Here is a 20,119-nt window from a genome sequence, read left to right as displayed (position 1 = left end):
CATGGGTTTGCGCAGCTTCTTCGACCGGATCGAGCCGCATTTCGAGAAGGGCGGCAAGTACGAGAAGTGGTTTCCCCTCTACGAGATGGTGGAGAGCTTTCTCTATACGCCCAAGACGGTGACCACCGCCGCGCCGCATGCGCGCAGCTACATCGACATGAAGCGGATCATGACCTACGTGGTGCTCGCCACGGTGCCCTGCATCCTCTTCGGGCTCTACAACACCGGGCTCCAGACCAACCTGGCGATTGCCGAGCACGGCGCATCGGGCTGGCGTGCGGCGATCATCGAGGGGCTCGGCATCGGCTTCAATCCGGCCAACCCGATTGCGAACATGCTGCACGGGCTGATGTACTTTCTTCCGATCTACATCGTCACGCTGGCGGCCGGTGGTGCCTGGGAGGTGCTTTTTGCGACGATCCGGCGGCATGAGGTGAACGAGGGCTTTCTCGTGACCTCCATGCTCTACACGCTGATCCTGCCGGCTTCGACGCCGCTCTGGCAGGTGGCGCTGGGCATTTCCTTTGGCGTGGTCATCGGCAAGGAAGTCTTTGGCGGCACGGGCAAGAACTTTCTGAACCCCGCGCTGGTGGGTCGGGCGTTTCTTTACTTTGCCTATCCCGCCTACATGTCGGGCGACACCATCTGGACTCCGGTCGATGGCTTCTCCGGCGCAACCGCGCTCTCCATCACCGCCTCGGAAGGGCCTGCCGCGCTGCCCGAATACGGAATCACCTGGATGGATGCCTTCATCGGCACGATCCAGGGCTGCATCGGCGAAACCTCGACCATCGCCTGCCTGATCGGCCTGGCATTCCTGCTGGTCACCAAGATCGCCAACTACCGGATGGTTGTGGGCTGCCTGCTGGGAATGATCGCCTTCTCGTCGCTGCTCAACTGGATCGGGTCCGACAGCAACCCGGCCTTCGCGACGCCCTGGTACTGGCACCTCGTCATTGGCGGCTATGCCTTTGGCCTCGTGTTCATGGTGACCGAGCCGGTTTCGGGCTCGCACACCAACCTGGGCCGCTACATCTATGGCGCGCTGATCGGCTTCATGGTCGTGATGATCCGTGTGGTGAACCCGGCCTTCCCCGAGGGCATGATGCTCGCGATCCTGTTCGGCAACGTCTTCGCCCCGCTGATCGACTACTTCGTCGTGCAGGCCAACATCCGCAGGAGGGCCCGTCGCCATGCCTGACAAGGACAAGCAACCCGGGCAGGGGGAAGCCGAGTTCACCCCCGAGATGAACCCGCCAGACCGCGACCTGCCCGCGCCCGAGGGTGAGCTGGTGCAGGGTGGCGGCTTCCTTCGCCGCTTCCTCGACACCCCGGCCGACAATACCGTCAAGACGGTGATCGTTGCGCTGGGCCTTTGCCTCGTCGCCTCGATGGTCGTGTCGGCCGCCGCCGTCTCGCTGCGCCCGTTGCAGGAGAAGAACGCCGCGCTCGACAAGCAGGTGAACATCCTGCAGGTCGCCGGGCTCTACGAAGATGGCACCGATGTGGCCGAGGCCTTCGAGCAGTTCGAGCCGCACGTGCTCAAGCTGGAGACCGGCGAATTTGCGGATGGCGAGAATGTGGAAGGCCAGCTGCTTGATCCGCTGACCTTCGACGACCGCGCCGCTGCCGAGGATCTGACCCTATCGGCTCCTCTGGATGACGATCCGGCCAGCATCGGGCGGCAGGCGAACTACGTGACAGTGTACCTGCTGCGCAATGCCGACGGCAGCCTCGACAAGGTGGTGCTGCCCGTCTACGGCTACGGGCTTTGGTCCACCCTCTACGGCTTCATGGCCATCGAGGAGGACGGAAACACCATTTACGGGCTCCAGTTCTACGAACACGCGGAGACCCCGGGCCTTGGTGCGGAGGTCGACAACCCCCGCTGGAAGGCGCTCTGGCGCGGCAAGGAGCTTCGGACCGAAGATGGTGCGGGCGAGTTGGCCATTACCGTGGCAAAGACGCCGCCGCAGGGGCAGGAATATTTCGTTGATGCGCTTTCTGGCGCGACACTCACCTCGCGCGGGGTCGACAATCTCGTGCGCTTCTGGATGAGCGAGCGGGGCTTCGAGCCGTTTCTGGAACGCGTGAGGGCAGGAGACATCTGATGGCGCAAACCTACCGGACCATGCTCGTCGACCCGATGGTCGACAACAACCCGATCACCCTTCAGGTGCTGGGCATCTGCTCGGCCCTCGCCGTGACCTCCTCGCTCCAGGTGGCGCTGGTGATGACCATTGCGGTGACCCTGGTCACAGGGTTCTCCTCAATGTTTATCTCGGTGCTGCGCAGCCAGATCCCATCGTCGATCCGGATCATCGTGCAGATGATCATCATCGCGTCGCTGGTGATCGTGGTGGACCAGGTCCTCAAGGCCTATGCCTACGAGATCTCAAAGACCCTCTCGGTCTTCGTCGGCCTGATCATCACCAACTGCATCGTGATGGGCCGAGCCGAGGCCTTCGCCATGAAGAACCCGCCGTTTGCCTCATTTGTCGATGGCGTGGGCAACGGGCTGGGCTACGGGCTGATCCTGATGCTGGTCGGCTTTATCCGGGAGTTGTTCGGATCGGGGAGCCTCTTTGGCGTCACCATCCTGCAAACCACCAACAACGGTGGTTGGTATGTGCCCAATGGCTTGCTGCTGCTGCCGCCCTCGGCCTTCTTCGTGATCGGCCTGCTGATCTGGGGCTTCCGGACCTGGAAGCCTGAGCAGGTGGAGGAGCGCGAGTATCGTATCCAGGTGGTGGAGGCTCACTGATGGAACAGCTGATCTCCCTTGCCGTAAAGGCCGTGTTCGTGGAGAACATGGCGCTCGCCTTCTTTCTCGGCATGTGCACCTTCCTCGCGGTCTCCAAGAAGATCTCCACCGCCATCGGTCTGGGTATCTCGGTGACGCTGGTGCAGACGATCACGGTACCGGCCAACAACCTGATCCTGACCTACCTGCTGGCGCCCGGCGCACTGGCATGGGCGGGCTTTCCCGATGTGGATCTGACCTTCCTCGGGCTGATCTCCTACATCGGGGTGATCGCTGCCATGGTGCAGATCCTCGAGATGATCCTCGATAAGTACTTTCCGCCGCTCTACAACGCGCTGGGCGTGTTCCTGCCGCTCATCACGGTGAACTGCGCCATTCTCGGTGGTTCGCTGTTCATGGTGGAACGCGACTACAACCTTGCCGAGTCGACGGTTTACGGCATCTCCTCGGGCTTCGGTTGGGCCCTGGCGATCACTGCCATGGCCGGGGTCCGCGAGAAGCTGAAGTACTCCGATATCCCCGATGGCCTGCAGGGGCTCGGGATCACCTTCATCAGCGCCGGACTGATGGCCATGGCCTTCATGTCCTTCTCCGGCGTGAACCTCTGAGGCGGAAGGGACAATGCAGACATTCACCCTCGGCGTCGCCCTCTTCTCTCTGATCGTCCTTGCACTGGTGACCATCATCATGGTGGCCCGGTCGCGGCTGGTATCCTCTGGCAACGTCAACATCACCATCAATGGCGAGAAGACGATTTCTGTCCCGGCAGGCGGCAAGCTGCTGCAGACGCTTGCGGCTCAAAAGCTCTTCGTGCCCTCGGCCTGCGGTGGCGGTGGCACCTGCGCCCAGTGCCGGGTGCGGATCCATTCCGGTGGCGGCTCGATCCTGCCAACCGAGGAGAGCCACATCACCAAGCGCGAGGCCGCTTGCGGCGACCGGCTCTCCTGCCAGGTCGCGGTGAAGCAGGACATGGAGGTGGAGGTCCCGGAGGAGGTCTTCGGGGTCAAGAAGTGGGAGTGCACCGTGCGCTCCAACGACAACGTCGCCACCTTCATCAAGAACCTGGTTCTCGAGCTTCCCGAGGGCGAGGACGTGAACTTCAGGGCCGGTGGCTACATCCAGATCGAGGCGCCGGCCCATCACGTGCGCTACGCCGATTTCGACGTGGCCGAGGAGTACCGGGAGGACTGGGACAAGTTCAACATCTGGCAGTACGAGTCTTCGCTCGACGAGCCGATCGAACGGGCCTACTCGATGGCCAACTACCCGGACGAGAAGGGCCTCATCATGCTCAACGTCCGGATTGCCACGCCGCCGCCGCGCACCGAGGGCATCCCGCCGGGCAAGATGTCGAGCTACATCTTCAACCTCAAGCCGGGCGACAAGGTCACTATCTCGGGCCCGTTCGGCGAGTTCTTCGCCCGCGACACGCCCAAGGAGATGGTCTTCATCGGCGGCGGTGCCGGCATGGCGCCGATGCGGAGTCATATCTTCGACCAGCTGAAGCGGCTCGAAAACCGCAACCGCAAGATCACCTTCTGGTATGGTGCCCGGTCGAAGCGCGAGATGTTCTTTGTCGAGGACTTCGACCAGCTGGCCGAGGAGTTCGACAATTTCGAGTGGCACGTGGCGCTGTCGGATGCGCTGCCCGAGGATGAATGGACGGGATACACCGGCTTCATCCACAACGTGCTCTACGAGCAGTACCTCAAGGACCATCCGAACCCCGAGGATTGCGAGTACTACATGTGCGGCCCGCCCATCATGAACCAGTCGGTCATCAACATGCTCCTGGAGCTGGGGGTCGACCGCGAAGACATCATGCTGGACGATTTCGGCGGCTGACCGGGTTCGGATGCAAGGAAGAGAACGGGTGGGGATGTGAGCAGCGGCTTGCATCCCCGCTTTGCATTGGCTTCCCCCTGCGCGGGGCCTTGCCACCCGACACACTTGCAAGTGAAGTTTTACTAACAAGATCATAAAGTTTTCGAATTTGCCGAGGCCGGATCAAGGCGCTACGAACGGACGCGGGTTGCGGGCCCGCCCAAAGGGGAGGAGCAGGGCCATGAATGTTCAGATCAGGAACGAGACCACGATAGACATGCGCCGCATGGCCCATGCCATCCGGTTCCTGTCGATGGATGCGATCGTACGGGCCGCTGACGGGCACCCGGGCACGCCGTTGGGCGGGGCCGATATCGCCACTGCGCTCTTCGCCCGGCACCTGAAGTTCGATGCCGCCAACCCGACCTGGCCGGACCGCGACCGTTTCGTGCATTCCGCGGGCCACGGGTCGATGCTTCTCTATTCGCTGCTCTGCCTTTGTGGCTACGAAAAGATCGACATCGAGCAGGTGAAGAACTTCCGCGTGCTTGGCTCCCACACGGCCGGTCACCCGGAGTATGACCCGGAAGCCGGCATCGAAACGACGACCGGGCCGCTGGGACAGGGCATCGCAAACGCCGTGGGGATGGCGGTTGCCGAGCGCATCCTGAACGCGAGGTTCGGTGACGGGATCGTCGACCACTACACCTACGCCTACACGGGCGATGGCTGCCTCATGGAGGGGATTGCGGCGGAAGTCATCGCGCTTGCGGGTCACCTCAAGCTCGGCAAACTCGTCTTCCTTTGGGACGACAACCAGATGACCGATGACGGCCCCACGGATCAGGCGGTTTCCGAGGACCAGTGCGTTCGGTTCGAGAACAACGGATGGCACGTTCAACGGGTCGATGGCCATGATCCCGAAGCTGTGGCCGAGGCCATCGCGCGGGCCAAGACCGATGACCGCCCGAGCATGATTGCGTGCCGCACGTTGATCGGTTTCGGCGTCCCGCGGATTCAGAACGATCGTGCGGCGCATGGTGGCAAGATCACCACCGAGGATACCGATGCGGCGCGGGCCAATCTCGGATGGTCCCATGCGCCATTCGAGCTTCCGGCCGAGATCGAGGCGGCCTGGCGCGAGGCCGGGGCACGTGGCGCGCACGCGCGTGAGGCTTGGCAGGAACGGCTCGATGCCCTGCCGGCCCAACAGCGCGCCGAGTGGGACAGGCTTATGGCCGGCGACCTGCCGCAAGGGTGGACCGATGGTCTGACGGCGAAGAAGACCCAGCTGGCCCAGGCGGGCGACATGCCTGGCATCAAGGCCTCCGGTGAGATGGTGGCCGCGCTCGCTGAGGTGATCCCCGAGCTGATTTCCGGCGCGCCGGACCTGGAGGCCGCTACACAGCACAAGCGCCAACTCAGGCCTTTCACCGCCTCCGATCGGTCCGGTCGCTACATTCACTACGGCGTGCGTGAGCATGCAATGGGGGCGATGATGAACGGGATGACCGTGCACGGCGGCATCGTCGCGATGGGCACGACCTTCCTCGTTTTCTCCGACTACATGCGCCACACCCTGCGCATGGCAGCCCTGATGCGTATTCCGGGACTGTTCGTGTTCAGCCACGATTCGATCGGCATCGGCAAGAACGGCCCGACACACCAGCCGGTGGAATACCTCGCCTCGCTGCGGGCCTACCCTCACATGTGGACGATTCGGCCCGCGGATTCCGTGGAGATGGCCGAGGCCTGGGAGCTTGGCCTGACGCACCGCACCGGACCGACGTCGATCATCTGTTCACGGCAGCCGCTGGCCGTGGTGCGCCAGGATACCGGGACGGAGAACCGTTCGGCGAAAGGCGCCTACGTGCTGGCCGAGGCGGAAGGCGCGCGGCAGGCAACCATCCTTGCCACCGGCTCGGAAGTGGCTGTGGCACTGAAGGCACGAGAAATCCTGGCCGAAGATGGCATCGCGACGGCGGTTGTATCCATGCCTTGCTGGGAGCTCTTCGAAGCGCAGCCGCGCGCCTATCGGGATGAGGTATTGGGCGAGGCTCCCCGCGTGGCCGTGGAGGCTGCCGTGCGCTTCGGCTGGGACCGTTACATTGGAGCCGAGGGAGCTTTCGTCGGCATGGACGGCTTTGGAGCCTCGGGCGATTATGCCGATGTTTTCAGCCACTTCGGCATAACGCCGGAGGCCGTGGCAGAGGCAGTCAGACTGAGCCTCTGAAGCCCTCCGCCGATCACGAGGATGTGCTCGATTCTCCCTCTGGCGCGTGCCGGAATTTCTGGCAAAGTCCGCGCCGCAGCGGCCATTGGGGCTGCTGCTTGCAGATATGGAGATGCACATGAGACGAGTGGCATTTGGCGCTCTTCTCGCCGCCTTTGCGGCCCTTCCCGCCCTTGCCGAAGTCGAGATGATCGACACCGACGGCGACAGCATGGCCTCGTTCGACGAGATGGCCACCGTTTACGAAGGTTTCACCGAAGAGCAGTTCGGCGCTCTGGATACCGACGGTGACGGTCTTCTCAGCGATGAGGAGCTGGTTGCCGCGATGGATGCAGGTACGCTGGAGTCGATCGGCGACTGACCTGCTGAGGTAACGAAAAAGGGCCGCGACGCTTGCGCCGCGGCCCTTGCTTTTTTGCGCTCTCAGATCACTCGGTGTATTCGGCGATCTTTGCGCGGGCCTCGTCGATCAGGGCTTGGCCGTCGATGCCCTTGGCGTTCATTTCCGCAATCCATTCTTCGTAGATCGGTTCTGCCAGCGCGCGCCACTCGGCTGTGGCCTCCTCGTCGAGGGTTATGATGGTGTTGCCGAGGTCCTCGGCGATCTGACGCGAGGGGGCGTCGGATGCCTCCATGGTGTCGCCGGCGAACATCGAGAACTCGAGGCCGGAATTGTCGTCGATCACCTGCTTAAGGTCATCGGGCAGGCTCTCGTACTTGGCCTTGTTCATCGCCAGGACAAAGGTGAGCGTGTAGAGGGACACGTCCTTGAACTCGGTGTGGTTCTGCACCAGTTCGGCCACCTTGAGCGAGGCGGTCACCTCCCAGGGGATCGTCGTGCCGTCGATCACGCCCTTGGAGAGCGCCTCCGAGACGGCGGGTACCGGCAGACCAACCGGTGTGGCACCGAGGCGCTCCAGCAGGATGTTGACGGTGCGAGACCCGCCACGGATCTTCATGCCCTCGAGGTCGCCCGGCTCTTCAACGGGGTCCTTGGTGTGAAACAGGCCTGGCCCGTGCACCCAGGTGCCGAGAATGTGCAGATCGGCGAACTCGGTGTCCTTCATGTGCTCTTCGAACATCTCCCAGTAGGCGCGACTCGCGGCCTTGGCCGTCGTCACCATGAAGGGCAACTCGAAGACCTCGGTGCGAGGGAAGCGGCCAGGGGTGTAGCCGACCACCGTCCAGACGATATCGGCCACGCCATCCTTGGCCTGGTCCATCAGCTCGGGCGGAGTGCCGCCAAGCTGCATGGAGGGGTAGTGCTCCACCTTGATGCGTCCGCCGGACTGCTCCATCACGTCGGCTGCCCATTTGTCGAGCACCAGCTTGGGCACGTTGGCCTGCGGCGGCAGGAACTGGTGCAGACGGAGCGTGACCTCCTGCGCCAGTGCGCCGGTCGCGCCGAATGTAGCGAGCGCGATCCCGCTCAATGCGCCAAGTATTGTTCTGCGATCCATCCCTTGTTTCCTCCCGTTGGTGCGATAATTTTGCATTATAGTGCCGACTTTGCCGTATATCGCACTGCCGATCCAGAAGAATCGCCGATGATCCGAGCGATCGTTGCAAAGCAAACGCCCCGCACGATGGCGGGGCGTTCACATGGGATTTAGGCGCGATTACTTGGAGTATTCGGCGATCTTGGCGCGGGCCTCGTCGATCAGGGCCTGGCCGTCGATGCCCTTGGAGTTCATGTCTGCGACCCACTCGTCGTAGATGGGCTGGGCCAGTTCCTTCCACTCCTCGGTGCCTTCGGCGTCGATGGTGATGATGTTGTTGCCAAGGTCCTCGGCGATCTGGAGGCCCGGCGCATCGAGTTCATCCATCATCTTGCCGGCCCAGGCCGAGAAGGACGCGCCGGAGTTGGCATCGAGTGCGGCCTTGGCGTCGGCGGGCAGGCTCTCGTACTTGTCCTTGTTCATCGCGAGCACGAAGCCCAGCACGTAGAGCGCGTTGCCGGTGAACTCGGTGTGATTGGTCACCAGCTCGGAGGACTTGACGGCGGTGGTCACCTCCCAGGGGATGGTGGTGCCGTCGATCACGCCCTTGGAAAGCGCCTCCGACACTGCCGGAACCGGCATGCCGACGGCCGTGGCGCCCAGCTTTTCGACGAGGTTGGTCACGAGACGTGAGCCGCCACGGATCTTCATGCCCTGCAGGTCTTCGGGGCTTTCGACCGGGTCCTTGGTGTGGAACAGGCCCGGGCCATGAACCCAGGTGCCGATGATATGCAGGTCGGCAAACTCGGTGTCCTTCATGTGCTCTTCGAACATGTCCCAGAAGGCCATCGAAGTCGCCTCGGCGGTGGTGGCCATGAAGGGAAGTTCGAACACCTCGGTCCGGGGGAAGCGGCCGGGGGTGTAGCCGATCACGGTCCAGACGATATCGGCGACGCCGTCCTTGGCCTGGTCCATCAGCTCGGGCGGCGTGCCGCCAAGCTGCATGGAGGGGAAGTGCTTGATCGTCAGCGTGCCATTCGATTCTTCGGCAACCTTGGCCATCCACGGCTCGAGGATCTGCGAAGGCACGGCGGCCTGCGGGGGCAGCATCTGGTGCAGGTTCAGGTTTTCCTGCGCCTGCGCCTGAGCGGTGAAGCCGGTGGCCACGAGGGCAGCAGCCCCCGCGATATTGAGAAAGTGTCGACGGGTTTTCATTTGATCCTCCCAGAAACATGAAAACGTGGTTCGGCGGGGATCGTGGCACACAGGCCGATGACGGGCCATGTGATTATGTGCCGCGTTAATAGAAATTTGCTTGAGGTCTCAATAAGAAACGCCCCGCCGGCGGGGCGGGGCGTTTCATGGTTACTGGTGCCGTCAGGTCAGTTTGCAGCGGCAACTGCGCGCTTGGTGAGCACGCCGATCAGATGGGCCCGATATGCCGCGGTGCCATGCAGGTCGTTGATCAGGCCATCCGCGGGGTGCGTGATGCCGGAGAGCGCGTCGGCCGAGAAGGTGCCCGAGAGTGCCTCCTCCGCCTCGGCCCAGCGGAAGGCGCCATCCTCGCCCGCCCCGGTCACGCCCACGCCCACGCGGTCGCCATACTTGGCGACGAACACGCCCACGAGCGGAAAGCGCGAGGCCGGCTGCTCGAACTTCTGGTAGTTCGAGGCCTGCGGGATCGGAAAGTCGACACCCACGATGATCTCACCCTCCTCCAGAGCCGTAGTGAACAGGCCCTGGAAGAAGTCATCTGCAGCGATCGAGCGGTTGTTGGTGCGGATCGTCGCGCCGGTGGCCAGCGCCGCCGAGGGGTAGCAGGCCGCCGGGTCGTTGTTGGCCAGGCTGCCGCCGATGGTGCCTCGGTTGCGCACCGCAGGGTCGCCGATGAGCGAGGCTTGGCCCGCGAGGCCGGGGAAGGAGGATCTGGCCTCCTTCGCGATGGTCCCGTGGGTTGTGCCGCCGCCGATCTTCAGGGTGCTGCCGTCCTGGCTGACGCCTTTCATCTCGGCGATGCCCGTCAGCGAAACCAGCTTGTCGGGCGCGTTGAGACGCTGCTTGAGGGTCGGGATGAGCGTCTGCCCGCCGCCGAGTGCCTGTGCGCCTTCGCTCGACAGGGCCGCGACGGCCTCGTCGATGGTGGAGGGTTTCTCGAAATCGAAGCTGTACATCGTCTCTCTCCTCAGCCGTTCATCGCGGCCCACACCCGGGCGGGCGAGAGCGGCATGTCGATGTGTTTCACGTCCTTGCCTCCGCGCTGGAGCGCGTCGATCACTGCGTTCACCAGCGCAGGCGGCGAGCCGATGGCCCCGGCCTCGCCGCAGCCCTTTACCCCGAGCGGGTTGTGTGTGCAGGGCGTCTGGCAGGAGTGATCCACCTTGAAGCTCGGCAGATCTGCGGCGCGCGGCATCGCGTAGTCCATGTAGGACCCGCTCAACAGCTGGCCGTCGCTGTCGTAGACGCAGTTCTCGAGCAGTGCCTGGCCGATACCCTGGGCCAGACCGCCGTGCACCTGGCCCTCGACGATCATCGGGTTGACGACGTTGCCGAAGTCATCCGCTGCGGAGAAGGCGAGTACTTCGACCTTGCCGGTCTCCGGATCCACCTCGACCTCGCAGGCATAGGCGCCGGCGGGGTAGGTAAAGTTGGAGGGATCGTAGAAGGCGGTTTCCTCGAGCCCCGGCTCGATCTCTTCGAGCGGATAGTTGTGGGGCACATAGGCGGCGAGGGTCACGTCGCCCCAGGCGACCGACTTGTCGGTGCCTGCCACGCTGAACTTGCCGTCTTTCAGCTCGATGTCACCTTCCGAGGCTTCCATCAGATGTGCCGCGATCTTCTTGCACTTCTTGATGATCTTCTCGGTCGCGCGCACCATCGCCGAGCCGCCCACCGCGAGGGAACGGGAGCCGTAGGTGCCCATGCCCATCGGGGTGTTGGCGGTGTCGCCGTGGACGATCTCGATCTGGCTAGCGTCGATCCCCAGCATGTCGGCCACCACCTGCGGGAAGGCTGTTTCGTGGCCCTGGCCGTGGGAGTGCGAGCCGGTCATCACCGAGATCGAGCCGGTCGCGTTGACCCGCACCGTGGCGCTCTCGTAGAGGCCCGCCCGCGCGCCCAGCTGACCGACGAGGTTGGAGGGCGCGATGCCGCAGGCCTCGATGTAGCTGTTCACGCCCAGCCCGCGCAGTTTGCCGCGTGCCTTGCTCTCGGCGGCGCGCGCCTCGAAGCCGGCGAAGTCGGCCATCTCAACGAGGCGGTCCATCGTCGCGTTGTAGTCGCCGGTGTCGTATTCCACCGCCACGGGGGTGGCATAGGGGAACTGGGTGACGAAGTTCTTGCGGCGCAGCTCGACCGGATCCATCCCGATCTCGCGGGCGGCCTTGTCGATCACGCGCTCGAGCTGATAGGTCGCCTCGGGCCGTCCGGCGCCGCGATAGGCATCGACCGGCACGGTATTGGTGAACACCGCCTTCACGTTCACGTAGATCAGCGGCGTCTTGTAGTTGCCGGCCATCAGCGTGCCGTGGAGCCAAGTGGGCACCGAGGGCGCGAAGGTGGAGAGATAGGCCCCCATGTTCGCGTAGGTCTCGGTGCGAAGTGCCGTGAAATTGCCCTCGGCGTCCAGCGCCAGTTCGATCTTCGTCACGTGGTCGCGGCCATGCGCGTCGGTGATGAAGGCCTCGGAGCGCGAGGAGGTCCATTTGACCGGGCGGTTCACCGCCTTGGCCGCAAAGGTGCAGAAGGCCTCTTCGGCGTAGTGGAAGATCTTGGAGCCGAAGCCGCCCCCGACGTCGGGCGCCACCACCCGGAGCTTGTGCTCGGGAATGCCCAGCACGAAGGCGCCCATCAGCAGGCGGATCACGTGCGGGTTTTGCGAGGTGGTGTAGAGCGTGTGGTTGCCGGTGCTGTCGTCGTAGTCGCCCACGGCCACGCGGGGCTCCATCGGGTTGGCGACGAGGCGGTTGTTGACCAGCTCCAGCGTGGTCACGTGGTGCGCGCTCTTGATCGCATCGTCCACGGCCTGCCGGTTGTCTTCGACGAAACCCCAGTCGTAACAGAGGTTCGAGGTAAGGTCGTCATGCACCTTGGGCGCGTCGGCCGTGACCGCTGCCTTCATGTCGATGACGGCGGGGAGATCCTCGATGTCGACTTCGATGGCCTCGGCGGCATCACGCGCCTGCTCCAGCGTTTCGGCCACCACCGCGGCGATCGGGTCGCCCACGTGGCGCACCTTGCCTTGGGCCAGGACCGGGTGCGGCGGCTCCTGCATCGGGTTGCCTTCGCGGTCGGTCACCTGCCATCCGCAGGGCAGGCCACCCACGCCTTCGAAGTCCTTGCCGGTGAAGATGCGGATCACGCCCGGCATCCCCTCGGCTGCGCTCGTATCCACGCCGTTCAGCTTGCCGTGCGCCACGTCGGAGCGCAGGAAGTACACATGGGCCTGGCCGTGGATGTTGATATCGTCGGTATACTTGCCTTTGCCGGTCAAGAACCGCACGTCTTCGCGCCGCTTGGTGCTGGCGCCAATGCCACCGTCTTTGGGCATCTCATTTCCTCCCTTGGGATGGTGGGCCCAGCCCACCGTACAGCTTGATCGTCGGGGCCGGCCTACTCGGCAGCCACCGCAGTCACGTCCTGTCCGCTGGCTGCCATGATCGCCTTGACGATGTTGTGGTAGCCGGTGCAGCGGCAGATGTTGCCCTGCAGGTAGTTGCGGATTTCCTGCTCGGAGGGCTTTGGGTTGTCCTTCAGCAGCGCAGCGGCGGACATCACCATGCCCGGGGTGCAGAAGCCGCACTGAAGGCCGTGGTAGTCCTGGAAGGCCTGCTGAATGGTGCCGAGCGAGCCGTCGGTGTTGGCCATCCCCTCGATGGTGCGCACTTCGGCGCCATCGGCCTCCTGGGCGAACATGGTGCAGGCTTTCACGGCCTCGCCGTTTACATGCACCACGCAGGCGCCGCATTGGCTGGTGTCGCAGCCGACATGGGTGCCGGTGAGCTTCAGTTCTTCTCGCAGAAACGAAACGAGGAGGGTGCGCCCCTCCGCTTCGCCGGTCCGGGCTTTCCCGTTGACCGTCATGGTTACCGTTGCCATTGAAATCCTCCCTTCGTGGTTATCCTGGCTTCTTGTGCTGGGGTGGGAGGGTCAGCCGCCGGTCAGGCGCTTGATCCACCCTTTCTTGTCCGTTGTTGCGCCTTCGGCCGGGTCTTCCTCGCCGGCGGGCGGGCCTTCTATGGCGAGTTGGAAGTTCTCGAAGAACTGATCGGCCATCTTCTTGGCGAAACCGTCAATGATGCGCGAGCCGAGTTGCGCGAGCTTGCCCCCCACCTTGGCCTCGACGTTGTAGGACAGCTTCGTGCCCTCGGGCACCGCCGTCAGCGCCACGTCGGCGCCGCCCTTGGCAAAACCGGCCGCTCCGCCTTTGCCCTCTCCACTGATGGTGAGGCTGTTGGGCTCGTTCATGTCGGAGAGGGTGACGGCGCCCTTGAAGGTGGCCTTCACCGGCCCGACTTTCTGGACGACGGTCGCCTCGAAGCCTTCTTCGGGTGAACCGGACATCTCGGTGCAGCCAGGCACGCAGGCCTTGAGAACGTCGGGGTCGAGCAGTCCCTTCCAGACGGTCTGCGGATCGGCCTTGATCACGCGGCTGTCGCTGAGTTCCATGAATCACCTCCCTCGATTGCTGAAGACCCTAGGAAGCGCACGGGCTTGCGCCTATTCGACCAAAGGCTTGGTCCGCACCTAAGGCTTGTTGCGCGTGCGTCCAGCGCCTTGCCGCGATACTCACCCGGCCCCGACCAATTGGCAAGTGACCGAGGCAGATGCTCCGGCTAGGCTGGGCGCATGGAACGTATGGATCTCGGTATTCACAAGGGGGCGCTGACGGGCTGGGCACTGGTGGTCGATGATCACCCGCTGTTCTGCGATGCGCTGGAGCTGACCCTGACCACGGTGGCCGCCTTCAGGGAGGTGCGCACATGCGACCGGTTGGAGAGGGCCATAGCCATGCTGGAGGGCGATTTGCCCGACCTCGTGGTGCTGGATCTGAACCTGCCCGATGTGTCGGGGCTCGACGGGCTTATCCGCCTCAAGGCCAGTGCGCGGGGTGTGCCGGTAATCGTGGTGTCCTCGATGGCGGAGAACCAGGTGATCTCGGCCGCGCTGAAGGCCGGTGCTGCCGGGTTTGTGCCAAAGCACAGTCCACGCAGCACTTTCCGTGAGGCTCTGGCAGCCGTTTCACGAGGCGAAGCCTTCGTGCCGGAAGGGTTTGTGGCGGCGGGCGATGACGGTGAGGTGGAAGACGCCGTGGAACGGCTATCGACACTCACCGCCCAGCAGTCGCGCATTCTTCAGTTGATCTGCCAGGGCAAGCTCAACAAGCAGATCGCCTTCGACCTCGCGATTGCCGAAACCACCGTGAAGGCGCATGTGACCGCGATCATGCGCAAGCTGGGCGTGCAGAGCCGGACGCAGGCGGTGCTGGTTGCAGGGCAGGCGCGGTTCTCGACCGTATTGCCAAGCGCGCCGGTCTCCTCCTAACTTGATCCGCCCCGAGGCGACGGACCTGGGGGCACGTGGGAGGAGAACGCGTGAAACCCGCTACATTAGCCCCGGAGTCCCCGGCCCTGATCGAGCTTGGCCCGCAAGTGGCCGAAGTCTTTGCCACGGACCCGGATGCGCTCGCGGTGATCGCTGAAGAACTGGGCCCGGGCCCCTTTGCGCTGGTCTGCCTTTTTGTCAGCCCGGACTGCCGCTTCTCGGAAATTGCAGAAGCCGCCGCCCAACGCTTCGGTTCGGCGCAGGTCATGGCGTGCACGACGGCCGGAGAGATCGGCCGCGCGGGCTATGTGGAGGGGCGCGTGGTTGCCGTGGCCTTCCCCGAGACCGCCTTTTCGGCAACCGCGCTGATGATCGACAAATTGGGTGATCGCGATGCGCAGGCCTTCGGTGACACGCTGGTCCGCGAGCGGCTTTCGCTCGCAGAGCGGGCACCAGACCGACCCCACAGCTTTGCCTTTCTGCTGATCGACGGGCTTTCGCTGAAGGAAGACATCCTCACCGCCGCCCTTTCACCCGCCCTTGGCGGGGTGCCGTTGTTTGGCGGCTCGGCGGGGGATGGCGTGGATTTTGCCCGCACCCGTGTTGCCTTGAACGGCGTGGTGGCGCAGGACGCAGCGGTTCTGGCGCTTGTGCGGACGACGCTGCCAACCAAGGTGTTCTCGATCGACCACCTGCTGCCGACAGACGACCGGATGGTGGTGACAGAGGCAGATCCGAATGCGCGGATCGTGAAGTCGATCAATGCAGAGCCGGCGGCGCGAGAATATGCCCGGATCGTCGGCAAGGATCCCGAGCAGCTGGACACATTCACCTTCGCCGCACATCCGGTCGTCGTGCGGATTGGTGCGGATCATCACGTGCGCGCGATACAGCGGGTTACCGACAACGGCGAGTTGCAGTTTTTCTCGGCAATCGACGAGGGGATGGTGCTCACGGTGGCCGAGAAACAGGATATGGTCACCCATCTCGATGCCGAGCTGAGTGCGCTGGCAGACCCGGTGCAACCGCTGGCGATCCTCGGGTGCGATTGCCTCCTGCGCCGGATCGAAGCCGAACAGGCGCAATCCGTCCGTGCGCTCTCCGACACCCTGGCCCGGCACAGGGTGGTCGGATTCTCGACCTATGGCGAGCAGATCGGCCCGCTGCACGTGAACCAGACCATAACCGGCGTTGCCTTCTATCCGCCGAAAGAGGGCGGCTAGGTGATGCTGGTCAATCCCGAGGACAGCCTCGAGCGCCAGAACGAAAAGCTGTTGCGGATCGTGCAGTCGCTCATGCGCCGGGTAGAGCAGAAGAACGCCGAGAGCGGGCTGGCCTATGCCCAGTTCGAGCGGGCCGCGCTGATGGAGGCGCAGGTGCGCGAGCGAACCGTTCAGCTCGAGCGGGCCCTCGACCTGTTGCAGGATTCGAACGCCCGGCTTGCCCGGGCCAACCGCTCCGCGGAGGCGGCGCGCTCCAACCTCGCCGATGCCATCGAGACCGTGGCGGAGGGTTTCGCTCTCTTCGACGCCTCCGAGCGGCTGGTCCTGGCGAACAGCCGCTTCTGCAAGGCGCTCACCGACATCAAGCCGCGCTTGGTCGAAGGGCTGCCCTTTGCGGAATACGTCAAGCTGGTGGCCGACAGCCGAGATCTCTCGCTCCCCGCGGGCGAGGCGGCCGCCGATTGGGTGGCGCGGCGGATGCGACGGCATGGCGACGCACATTCGGTCTTCAACGTGGCGCTCAGCCGGGACCGCTGGCTGCAGGTCTCGGAGCATCGAACGGCGTCGGGCGGCACGGTGATCCTCCAGACCGACGTGACCGCGATCTTCCGGGCCGAGCGGCGAGAGCGCGAGCGGCTGCAGCATGGTCATGCACAGATGCTGCAAGCCACGCTCGACCATCTGACGCAAGGCGTGGCCATCTTCGATGCGCAGGCCCGCCTCGCGGGGTGGAACGACCGCCTGGGCGAGCTCTTCGACATGACGCTGCCGCAGGACACCTTGGGCACGGCATTTTCGGAGATTGCGGAGCAGATCGGCTCGCGTGCGGTGTTTGCCGAAGGTCTCAAGGTGCAGGCCCTGCGGGACTGGGCCGACCAGCGCGGCGGGCGCCTGCCGCTCAGCTTCGAGATGACACTCGATGAGGGGCGCATCCTGCACGGTTTCGCGCAGGAGATGCCGGATCGCGGATTCGTGGTGTCGGTCAGTGATGTCACACCAGAACGACACGCCGCGCAGGCGCTTCACGAGATCAACGAGCTCTTGGAGCGGCGGGTGGAGGAGCGGACGCTGGAACTGGAGGAGGCCTTGCAGGAGGCCGAGAGGGCCAACACCTCCAAGTCGCGGTTCGTGGCGGCCGCAAGCCACGACCTGATGCAGCCGCTGTCGGCTGCCAAGCTCTTTCTGTCGTCGCTGTCCGAGGTTGCCGGGCCGGGTCGGCCAGCCGAACTGGCCGACAAGACAGCGCAGGCGCTCGGAAACGTCGAAGACATCATCACCGCCCTGCTCGACATCTCCAAGCTTGACCTCGGACGCGCCAGTTTTGATGTGCAGTCCGTGCCGCTCAAGGCGATCTTCGATCCGCTCAGACACCAGCTCGAGCCGATGGCCCGGGCAAAAGGGCTTGGCCTGCGGATCGTGGATACCGGGCTGACGGTGCGCAGCGACCCGGCCTTCCTGCGCCGGATCGTGCAGAACCTTCTCTCGAATGCCATCTGCTACACCGACCGCGGCAAGGTGGTGCTGGGGGTTCGGCGCAATGGCGGGTCTGCCCGCATCGAGGTGTGGGACAGCGGGCGCGGCATCGCGCCGGAAGACCAGGCGCTCATCTTCCAGGAGTTCAAGCGGCTCGAAGTTCGGGGCGACGGGCTGGGGCTGGGCCTCGCCATCGTCGAGCGTGCCTGCACCGGTCTGGGGCACCCGCTTTCGCTGTGGTCGCAGCCGGGTATCGGCAGCTGCTTTTCGCTGAACGTGCCGATTGCCGCCCGCCCAGCCGCACAGCAAGCGCGTCAGCCCGCTGCCGAGCCCGATCTGCGGGCGCGGTCCCCGCTGGTTCTGCTGGTCGAAAACGACACCGCCCTGGCCCGGGCGCTCAGTCAGATGATCGAGGGCTGGGGCGCGCATGTGCTGCACGCCCACAACGCAACCGAGGCGCTCGATCTGCTCGCCGAGGTTCAACTGAGGCCCGATGCGTTGCTGCTCGACGAGCAACTGGGGCGTGGCATGAGCGGTACCGAGCTGTTCGGGCTGCTCACCGGGCGGTTCGGCTCGATCCCTGCGCGCATCCTGTCGGCCGATCGCTCCCGCAGCCTGCGAGAGACATGTTGCACATTGGGGGTGGAGCTGTTGGGAAAGCCCATCGACCAGGACCGTCTGGGGGCATTCCTGACCGCGCTGTGACTGCGCTCTTGTCAAATGCAATAATTTGAATATATAGAGCCGAAGCGAACAGAAACGGCTGCCCAAGTCATAAGCGCGGCTGCCCCTTTGGAGAGACCGGCCTTATGGAAACAGAGTTCACACCGCTTGCATCCCTTGGTGGAGGTCTGCTGATCGGCCTGGCTGCCGTGATGCTGATGACTACCCTTGGCCGGATCTTCGGCGCCACCGGCATCCTGGCCGGGTTCATCCAGCCCGACAGCTCCCCGGAGTTCTCGTGGCGCGCGGCCCTGTTGGCCGGCATGGTCTCGGGCCCTGCGCTCTACATGGCCATCACCGGCAACTGGCCCACGATCGAGGTGCCTGTCTCCACGCCGCTCCTTGCGCTGGGCGGGCTGATCGTGGGCCTGGGCGTAACCTACGGCGCAGGATGCACCTCGGGTCACGGGGTTTGCGGCATGGCGCGGCTCTCGCCTCGCTCCATCGTGGCCACGCTCACGTTCATGGCGGGCACGGCGGTCACCGTTTTTGTCATTCGTCACGTGATCGGAGGCTGAGCCATGAAAAAGCACATCCTGATCTATCTCATCGGCCTCGTCTTCGGCCTCGGCATCTCGATCTCGGGGATGGCGAACCCGGCCAAGGTAATCAACTTCTTCGACGTGGCTGGCACATGGGATCCAAGCCTGGCCTTCGTGATGGGCGGCGCGCTGTTGGCGACATTCATCGGCTACCGCGTCGTGTTGCGCCGGCCGGCACCGGTTTGGGGCGCGAGCTTCAACCTGCCTGGCACCCGGCAGATCGATGCGCGGCTGATCGGCGGCTCGCTGGTCTTTGGTGTGGGGTGGGGCATCGCGGGCTTCTGCCCCGGCGGCGCCCTCCCGGCTCTGGGTACGGGCAGGATCGACGTGATCGTTTTTGTTGCGGCCCTTATCGCAGGCATCCTGCTGGCCAAGACGATGCAGAAGGCAACTGCACGAAAGAAACCCGAGGCGGCGCGGGCCTGACCCCCGCTGCACAGACTGGAGGCTCCCATGAGCGACTACCCGATCGACATGACCGTTACCCCCGAGGTTCAGGCCTTCTTCGACGAGGCCACCAACACGATCTCCTACGTGGTGAAGGATCCCGAAAGCACGCATTGCGCCATCATCGACAGCGTGATGGACATCGACTACGCGGCAGGCCGGATCGCCTATGAGAATGCCGACGAGATCATCGCCTACGTGCAGGAGCACGGGCTGACGGTTGACTGGCTGATCGAGACCCACGTCCACGCCGATCACCTCTCGGCCGCGCCCTACATCCAGCAGAAGCTGGGCGGCAAGATCGGGATCGGGGAGCATATCACCACCGTACAGGAGACGTTCGGAAAGGTCTTCAACGAGGGCACCGAGTTTCAGCGCGACGGCTCGCAGTTCGATGCCCTGTTCTCCGAAGGAGACACCTACGAGATCGGCGGCATGAAGGCTGTGGCGCTCTACACGCCCGGCCATACCCCGGCCTGCATGACCCATGTGATCGGCAATGCGGCCTTTGTGGGCGACACACTCTTCATGCCGGATGGCGGTTCTGCGCGCGCGGACTTTCCGGGCGGCGACGCGGGCGTGCTCTACGACAGCATCATGAAGGTTCTGGCCCTGCCCGACGAGATGCGCCTCTTCATGTGCCACGACTACGGCCCCAACGGGCGCGACATCCAGTGGGAAACCACCGTTGCCGAGGAGAAGGCCAACAACATCCATGTCGGCGCCGGCAAGACGCGCGCGGATTTCATCAAGTTCCGCACCGAGCGCGACGCAACGCTCGACATGCCCAAGCTCATCATTCCGTCGCTCCAGGTGAACATGCGCGCCGGCGAGATCCCGACCGACAAGGACGGAAAACCGATGCTGAAGGTTCCGCTGAACGGGCTCTGAACCAGGGCCGCACCACGAAC

The 20,119-nt window shown here is 64.2% G+C and carries 19 protein-coding genes; 13 read left to right on the top strand and 6 right to left on the bottom strand.

The window, feature by feature from the left end; genetic code table 11:
- Nucleotide 1 precedes the first annotated feature (1 nt).
- The 7 genes from BUR94_RS15075 (at nt 2) to BUR94_RS15045 (ending at nt 7,182) form a co-directional block, all read left to right on the top strand.
- Complete coding sequence (locus BUR94_RS15075) at nt 2-1,201, top strand: NADH:ubiquinone reductase (Na(+)-transporting) subunit B (RefSeq protein ID WP_074257010.1); 1,200 nt, start codon at nt 2-4, stop codon at nt 1,199-1,201.
- Between the two features lie 46 nt (nt 1,202-1,247).
- On the top strand, nt 1,248-2,111 hold the full coding sequence (locus tag BUR94_RS15070; RefSeq protein WP_074257750.1) for a Na(+)-translocating NADH-quinone reductase subunit C: 864 nt from the start codon (nt 1,248-1,250) through the stop codon (nt 2,109-2,111).
- Nucleotides 2,111-2,764, top strand: a complete 654-nt coding sequence (locus tag BUR94_RS15065; protein ID WP_074257009.1) for an NADH:ubiquinone reductase (Na(+)-transporting) subunit D — start codon at nt 2,111-2,113, stop codon at nt 2,762-2,764. Before BUR94_RS15070 ends, BUR94_RS15065 begins: the two co-directional genes overlap by 1 nt.
- Nucleotides 2,764-3,372 (top strand): NADH:ubiquinone reductase (Na(+)-transporting) subunit E, encoded by a 609-nt coding sequence (gene nqrE / locus BUR94_RS15060; protein ID WP_074257008.1) that lies wholly within the window; start codon nt 2,764-2,766, stop codon nt 3,370-3,372. Before BUR94_RS15065 ends, nqrE begins: the two co-directional genes overlap by 1 nt.
- 13 nt (nt 3,373-3,385) lie before the next feature.
- Nucleotides 3,386-4,609, top strand: coding sequence for an NADH:ubiquinone reductase (Na(+)-transporting) subunit F (nqrF, locus tag BUR94_RS15055; RefSeq protein ID WP_074257007.1), 1,224 nt, complete (start codon nt 3,386-3,388; stop codon nt 4,607-4,609).
- Nucleotides 4,610-4,829: 220 nt separating this feature from the next.
- Nucleotides 4,830-6,821: a transketolase gene (tkt, locus tag BUR94_RS15050; protein ID WP_074257006.1), complete on the top strand. Its 1,992-nt coding sequence runs from the start codon at nt 4,830-4,832 to the stop codon at nt 6,819-6,821.
- 118 nt (nt 6,822-6,939) lie between these two features.
- Entirely contained in the window at nt 6,940-7,182 is a 243-nt protein-coding gene (locus BUR94_RS15045; RefSeq protein WP_074257005.1) for an EF-hand domain-containing protein, read from the top strand.
- Between the two features lie 67 nt (nt 7,183-7,249).
- Here BUR94_RS15045 and BUR94_RS15040 read toward each other — a convergent pair whose 3' ends face one another.
- The 6 genes from BUR94_RS15040 to BUR94_RS15015 form a co-directional block, all read right to left on the bottom strand.
- Nucleotides 7,250-8,281 (bottom strand): TRAP transporter substrate-binding protein, encoded by a 1,032-nt coding sequence (locus BUR94_RS15040; protein ID WP_074257004.1) that lies wholly within the window; start codon nt 8,279-8,281, stop codon nt 7,250-7,252.
- 159 nt (nt 8,282-8,440) lie between these two features.
- Nucleotides 8,441-9,475, bottom strand: a complete 1,035-nt coding sequence (locus tag BUR94_RS15035; RefSeq protein ID WP_074257003.1) for a TRAP transporter substrate-binding protein — start codon at nt 9,473-9,475, stop codon at nt 8,441-8,443.
- 167 nt (nt 9,476-9,642) lie between these two features.
- The gene (locus tag BUR94_RS15030; RefSeq protein ID WP_074257002.1) at nt 9,643-10,431 is read right to left on the bottom strand and encodes an FAD binding domain-containing protein; all 789 of its coding nucleotides are present in this window, start codon (nt 10,429-10,431) and stop codon (nt 9,643-9,645) included.
- Nucleotides 10,432-10,442: 11 nt separating this feature from the next.
- Nucleotides 10,443-12,806 carry a xanthine dehydrogenase family protein molybdopterin-binding subunit gene (locus tag BUR94_RS15025; RefSeq protein WP_074257001.1) on the bottom strand — a complete coding sequence of 788 codons (2,364 nt, stop codon included), beginning with the start codon at nt 12,804-12,806 and terminating at the stop codon, nt 10,443-10,445.
- Between the two features lie 62 nt (nt 12,807-12,868).
- Entirely contained in the window at nt 12,869-13,354 is a 486-nt protein-coding gene (locus BUR94_RS15020) for a (2Fe-2S)-binding protein (RefSeq protein WP_074257000.1), read from the bottom strand.
- A gap of 51 nt (nt 13,355-13,405) precedes the next feature.
- Nucleotides 13,406-13,924: an SRPBCC family protein gene (locus BUR94_RS15015; protein WP_074256999.1), complete on the bottom strand. Its 519-nt coding sequence runs from the start codon at nt 13,922-13,924 to the stop codon at nt 13,406-13,408.
- Between the two features lie 180 nt (nt 13,925-14,104).
- Between BUR94_RS15015 and BUR94_RS15010 the strand changes: the two genes are divergently transcribed.
- The 6 genes from BUR94_RS15010 to BUR94_RS14985 all read left to right on the top strand — a co-directional run bounded on the left by BUR94_RS15010 (nt 14,105) and on the right by BUR94_RS14985 (nt 20,099).
- Nucleotides 14,105-14,800, top strand: a complete 696-nt coding sequence (locus BUR94_RS15010; RefSeq protein ID WP_084193058.1) for a response regulator — start codon at nt 14,105-14,107, stop codon at nt 14,798-14,800.
- A 50-nt stretch (nt 14,801-14,850) separates the two neighbouring features.
- Nucleotides 14,851-16,023 carry an FIST N-terminal domain-containing protein gene (locus tag BUR94_RS15005; RefSeq protein ID WP_074256997.1) on the top strand — a complete coding sequence of 391 codons (1,173 nt, stop codon included), beginning with the start codon at nt 14,851-14,853 and terminating at the stop codon, nt 16,021-16,023.
- 3 nt (nt 16,024-16,026) lie between these two features.
- Nucleotides 16,027-18,201, top strand: a complete 2,175-nt coding sequence (locus tag BUR94_RS15000) for a hybrid sensor histidine kinase/response regulator (protein WP_245794485.1) — start codon at nt 16,027-16,029, stop codon at nt 18,199-18,201.
- Between the two features lie 104 nt (nt 18,202-18,305).
- Nucleotides 18,306-18,737: a YeeE/YedE family protein gene (locus BUR94_RS14995; protein WP_074256995.1), complete on the top strand. Its 432-nt coding sequence runs from the start codon at nt 18,306-18,308 to the stop codon at nt 18,735-18,737.
- A 3-nt stretch (nt 18,738-18,740) separates the two neighbouring features.
- Nucleotides 18,741-19,187 (top strand): DUF6691 family protein, encoded by a 447-nt coding sequence (locus BUR94_RS14990; protein WP_074256994.1) that lies wholly within the window; start codon nt 18,741-18,743, stop codon nt 19,185-19,187.
- Between the two features lie 27 nt (nt 19,188-19,214).
- Complete coding sequence (locus BUR94_RS14985) at nt 19,215-20,099, top strand: MBL fold metallo-hydrolase (RefSeq protein ID WP_074256993.1); 885 nt, start codon at nt 19,215-19,217, stop codon at nt 20,097-20,099.
- The last annotated feature ends 20 nt before the right edge of the window (nt 20,100-20,119 follow it).

The sequence above is a fragment of the Vannielia litorea genome (assembly GCF_900142295.1).
In the GTDB taxonomy this organism is placed as follows: domain Bacteria; phylum Pseudomonadota; class Alphaproteobacteria; order Rhodobacterales; family Rhodobacteraceae; genus Vannielia; species Vannielia litorea.
Note: the sequence above shows the minus strand (reverse complement) of the source record. Positions and strands in the feature narration are given on the sequence as shown.